8 protein-coding genes are annotated in these 6,933 nt (G+C 66.0%); 5 read left to right on the top strand and 3 right to left on the bottom strand.

Annotated elements, in window-relative coordinates; genetic code table 11:
• Positions 1–381: 381 nt before the first annotated feature.
• On the bottom strand, positions 382–1,224 hold the full coding sequence (locus tag BRAO375_RS18675; protein ID WP_009029019.1) for an SDR family NAD(P)-dependent oxidoreductase: 843 nt from the start codon (positions 1,222–1,224) through the stop codon (positions 382–384).
• Positions 1,225–1,377: 153 nt separating this feature from the next.
• Between BRAO375_RS18675 and BRAO375_RS18670 the strand changes: the two genes are divergently transcribed.
• From BRAO375_RS18670 to BRAO375_RS18655, 4 genes are all read left to right on the top strand, one after another.
• A complete protein-coding gene (locus tag BRAO375_RS18670; RefSeq protein WP_009029018.1) occupies positions 1,378–1,782 on the top strand; it encodes a response regulator in 405 nt (134 codons plus the stop codon).
• 111 nt (positions 1,783–1,893) lie between these two features.
• Positions 1,894–2,226: a hypothetical protein gene (locus BRAO375_RS38085; protein WP_175345335.1), complete on the top strand. Its 333-nt coding sequence runs from the start codon at positions 1,894–1,896 to the stop codon at positions 2,224–2,226.
• 155 nt (positions 2,227–2,381) lie between these two features.
• Complete coding sequence (locus BRAO375_RS18660) at positions 2,382–3,617, top strand: GGDEF domain-containing protein (RefSeq protein ID WP_009029017.1); 1,236 nt, start codon at positions 2,382–2,384, stop codon at positions 3,615–3,617.
• A 21-nt stretch (positions 3,618–3,638) separates the two neighbouring features.
• Positions 3,639–4,262 carry a peptidoglycan recognition protein family protein gene (locus BRAO375_RS18655; RefSeq protein WP_009029016.1) on the top strand — a complete coding sequence of 208 codons (624 nt, stop codon included), beginning with the start codon at positions 3,639–3,641 and terminating at the stop codon, positions 4,260–4,262.
• A gap of 71 nt (positions 4,263–4,333) precedes the next feature.
• Here BRAO375_RS18655 and rpoH read toward each other — a convergent pair whose 3' ends face one another.
• Both rpoH and BRAO375_RS18645 read right to left on the bottom strand, forming a co-directional pair.
• The gene (gene rpoH, locus BRAO375_RS18650) at positions 4,334–5,233 is read right to left on the bottom strand and encodes an RNA polymerase sigma factor RpoH (protein WP_009029015.1); all 900 of its coding nucleotides are present in this window, start codon (positions 5,231–5,233) and stop codon (positions 4,334–4,336) included.
• A 219-nt stretch (positions 5,234–5,452) separates the two neighbouring features.
• Entirely contained in the window at positions 5,453–6,433 is a 981-nt protein-coding gene (locus BRAO375_RS18645; RefSeq protein WP_009029014.1) for an RluA family pseudouridine synthase, read from the bottom strand.
• 31 nt (positions 6,434–6,464) lie between these two features.
• Here BRAO375_RS18645 and BRAO375_RS18640 point away from each other — a divergent pair, with 31 nt between their 5' ends.
• Complete coding sequence (locus BRAO375_RS18640; protein WP_009029013.1) at positions 6,465–6,803, top strand: hypothetical protein; 339 nt, start codon at positions 6,465–6,467, stop codon at positions 6,801–6,803.
• The last annotated feature ends 130 nt before the right edge of the window (positions 6,804–6,933 follow it).

Raw genomic sequence — 6,933 nt, 5'->3', positions numbered from 1 at the left:
CCGTTGGATGCGATGGGCGTAGAGTTCCGCAGCGTGGCTTTGTCCGCGCCGACGAACGGAGCGATGCGCACGCCGAAATCGTGGCGTCCCGGCACCCCGATGCTGGTGTCCCGCGCAACGCGCGCAAGCGCGTTGTCGCGCATGGTGGCCAACAAGCCCGGCGCACCAGGGAGACCACGTATAAGGCGTCAACCCATTGCGCAGGGAGGGCCGGGTCTGTCCGGCTGAACCTGTGGTAACCGCCGCGTGCTTTTCTTGTTGCACGCGGGCCGCAGGCCTCAGCCGAGGCCTGGCTCTCCCTGCGCCCTCCATCTCCAGGAGGGCGGCGAATGCACACAACTCGGACGCAGCATGCGCCGCGAGACCGCCTTCGCTCGACGGTCAGCTCGCGCTGTCCTTCGCAGCCGCCTTTTCCAGCCGCCTCGCCATCACCTTCCAATAGGTGCCGGGCATGACCCGCTGCAGCAGATCCATGAAGCGCGCATCGCCGCCGATCAGGATGCGCGGCTCGTTGCGCTCGATGCCTTGGATGATGCGCAGCGCCGCGTCGCGCGGCGTGGTCTTGGCGAGCCGCTCGAAGCGCTCGATCGCCTGCACGCGCCGCGCATTGTCGGTCATGCCGTGGCCGGCGCGGGCGTTGCGCGCGATCGCCGTCGCAACACCGCCAGGATGCACGACCGACAGCTTCACCGGGCTGTTGGCCATCGCGAGCTCATGACGCAGGCTCTCGGAAAATCCGCGCACCGCGAACTTCGCCGCCGCGTAGGCCGACTGGCCGGGCGGCGCGATGATACCGAAGATCGAGGACAGGTTGACGATGTGCGCCTCGGGCTGCCGCGCAAGATGCGGCAGAAAGGCACGGCTGCCGTGCACGACGCCCCAGAAGTTGATGTTGAACAGCCACTCGATCTCGGCCTGGTCGATCTCATGGAAGGCGCCGAACAGCGCGACGCCGGCATTGTTGACGAGGATGTTGAGGCCAGGATGGGCCGCCGTGGCATCCGCGGCGAATTGCGCGATCGCCGGCGCATCGCTGACATCGAGGCGGTACATCGTGATCTTGCGGCCGGACGTGGCGAGCTCGGCCGCGACGCTCGCGAGGCCCGCTTCGTCGCGATCGGCGATGGCGAGATCACAGCCGCGCGCGGCCATCTCCAGCGCCAATGCGCGGCCGATGCCGCTCGCTGCGCCCGTGATCGCGGCGGCTTTGTTGATTGTCGTCATCGTCGCATCCTGCCCCTCGATTGCCGGTTCCGGCTCGCGTTCCAAATTGCCCGATCATCTTGCGTCACTTTTTCGCATTGGAACCGAACCATATGCCGGCTTTGTTTTTAACTCAGACTGCTGATCGGAAGGCACGTTTTTTGGAGGTATTGCATGGGACAGTCGCAGCCGTTCCGCGCCACGGCGCTGATCGTGGAGGACGATCCGACCCAGCGCGAGATGATCTCGCTTCTGCTTGAGGAGAGCGAGTACGACGTGATCGCGTGCGAGAGTGCCGAGGCGGCGGAGCTGGTCTTGAACAAGCCCGGCAACCGCGTCGTGCTGCTGATGACCGACGTCAATCTCGCCGGCCGCATGAGCGGGGTGGAGCTCGCGCACATCGCGCGGGCGCGGCATCCGCACATCAATATCGTGGTCACGTCAGGCCGGCCGCTATCGCAGCCGCTGCCGGGAAATGCGAAGTTCTGGAGCAAGCCGTGGGCGCCGCTCGACGTGCTGCGCGAGGCCGAAGTGACGCTCGAGCGCGCGCCGGAGCTGCAGCGGAGAATGGGGGAGTAGAACAAGAGTGGCCGCTGTGAGGCCTTGACGGCGCGGAGCGGTCATCCCATTTCTGATATCGCGAAGACGGGGGCGTCAGGGAGCGGAGCAGGCGGCACCAGCAGAGACCGGGTGGAAGCCGCGCTCCCACCCGGGGAGTGCAACTACTTCTTCTTGGCAGCCTTTTTGGTCTTCTTCGCCGCTTTCTTGGTCGCCTTCGCGGCCTTCTTCGCTTTCTTCGCCATGGAATCCTCGTCAGGAGTTGATGGATTGCAACGCGACTTCGAGGCCTTCGCTGGCGCGGGCCAGCTATGCATCAGCCTCGGGTGTCGATCCCAGCAGATTCGCGAAGCTCTGCCTTTCGCTGTCACCAGCGTGCTGACGCTTATCCACAGCTCGCTGCATTCAGGCCAGCGTGCGCGGTTCGCACGCGCCGTGCGGGCAGGGTTAACGCCAGGCAAATGATGTCTTCATTGATTCAAAACCAAGGCGCAATCTTGGTCGGCGGATTGAGGAACCATTAAGTGCACCGCGCTCATGTTGCCACCAACGACAGGGAAGGCCATGAGTGCGGCGTTGGTGAAAGTTGAGGACGGGACTCGCTGTGTCCTGCAGTCGGGATGCTGAACGTTCCGACGCTGTGGACCGCGTTCGTGGTCAACTTCCTCGCGCTTGGCCTGATCTGGGCCTACGTGATGCGCAGCTATCCGAACCTGGACTCGGCGCGGTTCTGGACGGCCTCCGCCTTCATGTGCGCGCCCGCCGCGCTGTTCGCGCTCGGACGGTTCTATTTCGGCTCGTTCCTCCCGCTGCTCGCCGGCGCCTCCCTGATGACCTTCGCGATCTGCCTCGCCGCCATGGGCGTCGAACGCTTCTACGGCCGGAAGGCCTCTTGGCGGTTGAGCGGCCTGGTGATCTTTCTGACCTGCGCCTCGATCGCGTTCTTCTTCTACGTCTACGACCACGGTCCGCTGCGCATCCTCTGCTACTCGATCGGGCAGGCCGTTCCGATGGCGATCATCGCGCGGCTGGTGCTGGACGTCCGGCATGGTCCGGTCAATCCGGGGGCGCGGCTCGCGGGCCTGTTGTCCATCCTGATCATCGCGGTGTTCCTGGCCCGCTCCGTCGGTGCCTTCATCGGCGCCGATTTCAATTTCAGCCATTCGAGCTCCGGCCAGGCGGCGGCGGTGCTGGTGCTGATCTTCCTGTCGATGTCGCTCAACTTCGGTTTTCTGTTGATGGCCGTCGACCGGCTGCGCAACGAGGTCGCCGACCTGGCTCTGCTCGATGATCTCACTGGAGTCGCCAACCGGCGCCATCTGATGCAGCGGCTCACCGAGGAGTGCGCCCGTGCCGAGCGCTCGGGGCGGCCGTTTGCGCTGCTGGTGATCGATCTCGACGGCTTCAAGCTCATCAACGACAATCACGGCCATGCGGCCGGCGATGCCTGCCTGCAGCATTTCACGCTGATGGCCCAGACCCGGCTCAGGCCCGGCGACATGCTGGCGCGCACCGGTGGCGATGAGTTCTGCATTCTGCTGCCGTCGTCCTCTCTGCGCGAGGGCGCGATGATCGCGCAGCGAATCCTGAAGGTCTGCCGCGACGATGCGGAGGCCTGCGCCGGGGCCGACGTGCCGATCGAGGTGTCGATCGGGGTCGCCGAATGGACCCGCGACGTCGGCGCGTTTCCGGACCGGGTGATGGCGCGGGCGGACCAGGCGCTGTATGCGGCCAAGCGGGACGGCAAGAACGCCTTCGCGGTCTATCAGGGCGAGCAGGACACGCCCGCCTTGGCGCCCGAGCAGATCGAGGCCATCGCCGCGCACCACCCAAGGCAGGATGCCGCGGCCGAGTGAGCGGTGCTATCCTCGCCGGCCATGAGGCCGGTCCTGTTCTCCCTCCACGCAGCGTTCACGCTGCTCCTTCTTCCCAACGCGGCGTCGGCCGACGACCTCGCCGCGCTCGCCCGCTCATCCGGAACGCCCGATCTTCCCGGCCTCAAGATCGTCTGGCTGGCGCCGTGGGGCGATCCGGCGAGGGCGCATCGCTGGAGCAATATCATCGTCCACCAGACCGAGGGGCCGGCGGGGTCGGCGAAGGCGGGGGCCTTGGCGCAGGCCAAGAACCCCAAGAGGCGCGGCGTCACCCTGTGGGTGGAAACCGACGGCACGGTGTATTGGGCGGTGCCGGAAACCCTGGTGACCTTGCATGGCGACGGCGCCAATCGCAACGACAACCGCTATATCGACAACGGCCCCACCTATCGCAAGGTCGTGCGCGACAATTCCATCGGCGTTGAGTTCGCCGGCAACTATCCCGACGTCACTGCGCCCCCGACGCAAGCCCAGATCGCCGCGTGGCGCATTCTCTCGAAGCTGCTCCGGCTGCGCTACAACATCCCGCGGGAGCGGATCTATGCGCACAACTGGATCGACTACAAGGACGCCCGCTATTGCGAGGGCTGTGCGCTCGCCGAGCACGCCCGCGCCATGCCGGACTGATCATAACAAGAAGCCGGCGTTTCCGCCGGCCCCGATCGCTTTCAAAACCACCTCAAGCCAAGACCGCGCCGCTAGTGCGCGGCCTCCAGCGCCGCCGCCTCCTGCTTGGCGATGGCGCCCTTGACGGCGGACTGCACCTTCTCGAACGCGCGCACCTCGATCTGGCGGACGCGCTCGCGCGACACGCCGAACTCGGCGGCCAGGTCCTCGAGCGTCATCGGCTCGTCGGCCAGGCGCCGCGCCTCGAAGATGCGGCGCTCCCGAGCGTTGAGCACGCCGATCGCGCCGTTCAGCGCCTGCCTGCGGTGGTCGTACTCCTCGTGCTCGGCCATGATGGCTTCCTGGTTGGGCGAGGTATCGACCAGCCAGTCCTGCCATTCGCCCGCTTCGCCGTCGTCGCGGATCGGCGCGTTCAGCGAGGCGTCGCCGCCGAGGCGGCGGTTCATGTCGACCACGTCCTGATCGGTCACGCCGAGGCGCTTCGCGATCAGCTTGACCTGATCCGGATGCAGATCGCCTTCATCCAGCGCCGAGATCTTGCTCTTGGCCTTGCGCAGGTTGAAGAACAGCTTCTTCTGGTTCGCGGTGGTGCCCATCTTCACGAGCGACCACGAACGCAGGATGTACTCTTGTATCGACGCCTTGATCCACCACATGGCGTATGTGGCGAGGCGAAAACCCTTCTCGGGCTCGAACCTCTTCACCGCCTGCATCAGGCCGACATTGCCTTCCGACACGACTTCGGATATCGGCAGGCCGTAGCCGCGATAGCCCATGGCGATCTTGGCCACGAGCCTGAGGTGGCTGGTCACGAGTTTATGTGCTGCGTCGCTGTCGTCATGCTCGCGCCAACGCTTGGCGAGCATGTACTCCTCCTGCGGTTCCAGCATCGGGAACTTGCGGATCTCGGAGAGGTAGCGAGCAAGTCCGGATTCTCCATTGAGAACCGGCAGTGTAGCTGTACGGGCCATCGAGCGCCCTCCAGTTGGTTCAGGCCCCCGATAGCGGCGGGCCAGGCAAAGCGGTCGCTTGGTTAAAGCCGGCCGGTTTGCGACGTTCCATGCGTCGACCATTCGACGCAGGCGCAACATACACCAAAATTCGTCCCCCGTGGAAGGATTCCGGGGGTCACGACCCCGTGTGGCCGCATTAAGTTTTTGACATACTTGTATTTTTCTGAACGGCCTGCGTCATAGCGCCGCTCGCAAGGCCTCCGCCAAAAGAGAAAGATCCTCCGGGAGCTCCGATTCCCAGCGCATAATTTCTCCGGTGCGCGGGTGCTCAATTACCAATAGATACGCATGCAGCGCCTGCCGCCCCAACGATTCGAGTGCCGCCCGCGCTCCCGGCGCGAGCTGGTTCGCCTTGGTCTTGAAGTGCGGACCGTAGACCGCGTCGCCCATCAGCGGGTGCCCGAGATGGGCGAGATGCACGCGGATCTGGTGGGTGCGCCCGGTCTCGAGATGGCAGGCGATCAGCGACGCCACCGGCTTGCCGTCGCGGCCAACAAAGCTCTCCTGCACCTCGTAATGGGTGATGGCCTCGCGCCCCCGCGGGCGCACCGCCATCTTGTCGCGCGCATGCGGATGCCGGTCGATCGGCGCATTGATGGTGCCATGCGGCCGGTGCGGCAGGCCCCAGGCAAAGGCGAGATAGCCGCGCTCCATCGCGCCGGTGCGGCCGTGGTCGGCGAACTGCGCGCTCAAGGAGGCGTGGGCGTGGTCGTTCTTGGCGACCACCATCAGCCCCGTGGTGTCCTTGTCCAGCCGGTGCACGATGCCCGGCCGCTTGACCCCGCCGATCCCGGAAAGACTGGCGCCGCAATGCGCGATCAGCGCGTTCACCAGGGTGCCGCTCTCATGCCCGGCGGCGGGATGCACCACCAGGCCCGCGGGCTTGTCGATGACGATGATGTCGTCGTCCTCGTAGACGATTGTGAGCGGGATCGCCTCGGCGGCGGGCTCGGCCGGGACGGCTTCGGGCACGTCGATTGTGATCGTGTCGCCGGCTGCGACGTGATAAGCGGGGTCCCGCACCGCTTCAGCGCGGAGCGACACCTGTCCGGCCAGGATCAGCGCCTTCAGCCGGGACCGCGACAGCTCCGGCAATTTGCTCGCGAGCACGCGATCGAGCCGCGGCGAGCCTTCGTCGCCGGCGACAATGACCGTCATCAGACCGTGGGATTGTGAAGTCGAGATGTCCATGAACTCTACCGTTGCGCCCGAGCCGTCCTCGCCCGAGCAGGCCCAGCTGATGGCGCGGCTGCGGCGCATGATGATGATCGCGGGCGTGACCACCTCGGTCGCGATCGCAGTGCTCTTAGTCGCCATCGGCTATCGCCTTTTCCGCGGCGATGGAAGCACAGCTTCTGGCCCGGACCTCACCGCCATGCTCCCGAAGGGTGCCCGCATCGTCTCCACCGGCACCGCCGCTGACCGCCTGGCGGTCACCCTGGATGTGGGGGGCACCACCGAAATCCGCACCTTCGACGCCAAGACCCTCAAACCCACCGGCCGCCTCCGCTTCGCGGTCGAGCCGTAACGGGCAGGGCGGCGCCGCAGGCGGGAGAATGAGACTCCACGCGGCGGCCGATGTCCGCCCAGGCGGCTCGAAAACGGCTCCGATCCACGTGTGAGCCCGGTCGGCGCGGCAACGATGGTCTGCTCCCTCG

The organism is Bradyrhizobium sp. ORS 375, assembly GCF_000239775.1.
Lineage (GTDB): Bacteria > Pseudomonadota > Alphaproteobacteria > Rhizobiales > Xanthobacteraceae > Bradyrhizobium.
Note: the sequence above shows the minus strand (reverse complement) of the source record. Positions and strands in the feature narration are given on the sequence as shown.

Excerpts from the sequence above, each read along its gene's own strand:
- BRAO375_RS18675 (WP_009029019.1), bottom strand. The coding sequence starts at position 1,224 with ATGACGACAATCAACAAAGCCGCCGCGATCACGGGCGCAGCGAGCGGC.
- BRAO375_RS18670 (WP_009029018.1), top strand. The coding sequence starts at position 1,378 with ATGGGACAGTCGCAGCCGTTCCGCGCCACGGCGCTGATCGTGGAGGAC.
- BRAO375_RS18660 (WP_009029017.1), top strand. The coding sequence starts at position 2,382 with ATGCTGAACGTTCCGACGCTGTGGACCGCGTTCGTGGTCAACTTCCTC.
- BRAO375_RS18655 (WP_009029016.1), top strand. The coding sequence starts at position 3,639 with ATGAGGCCGGTCCTGTTCTCCCTCCACGCAGCGTTCACGCTGCTCCTT.
- rpoH (WP_009029015.1), bottom strand. The coding sequence starts at position 5,233 with ATGGCCCGTACAGCTACACTGCCGGTTCTCAATGGAGAATCCGGACTT.
- BRAO375_RS18645 (WP_009029014.1), bottom strand. The coding sequence starts at position 6,433 with ATGACGGTCATTGTCGCCGGCGACGAAGGCTCGCCGCGGCTCGATCGC.
- BRAO375_RS18640 (WP_009029013.1), top strand. The coding sequence starts at position 6,465 with ATGAACTCTACCGTTGCGCCCGAGCCGTCCTCGCCCGAGCAGGCCCAG.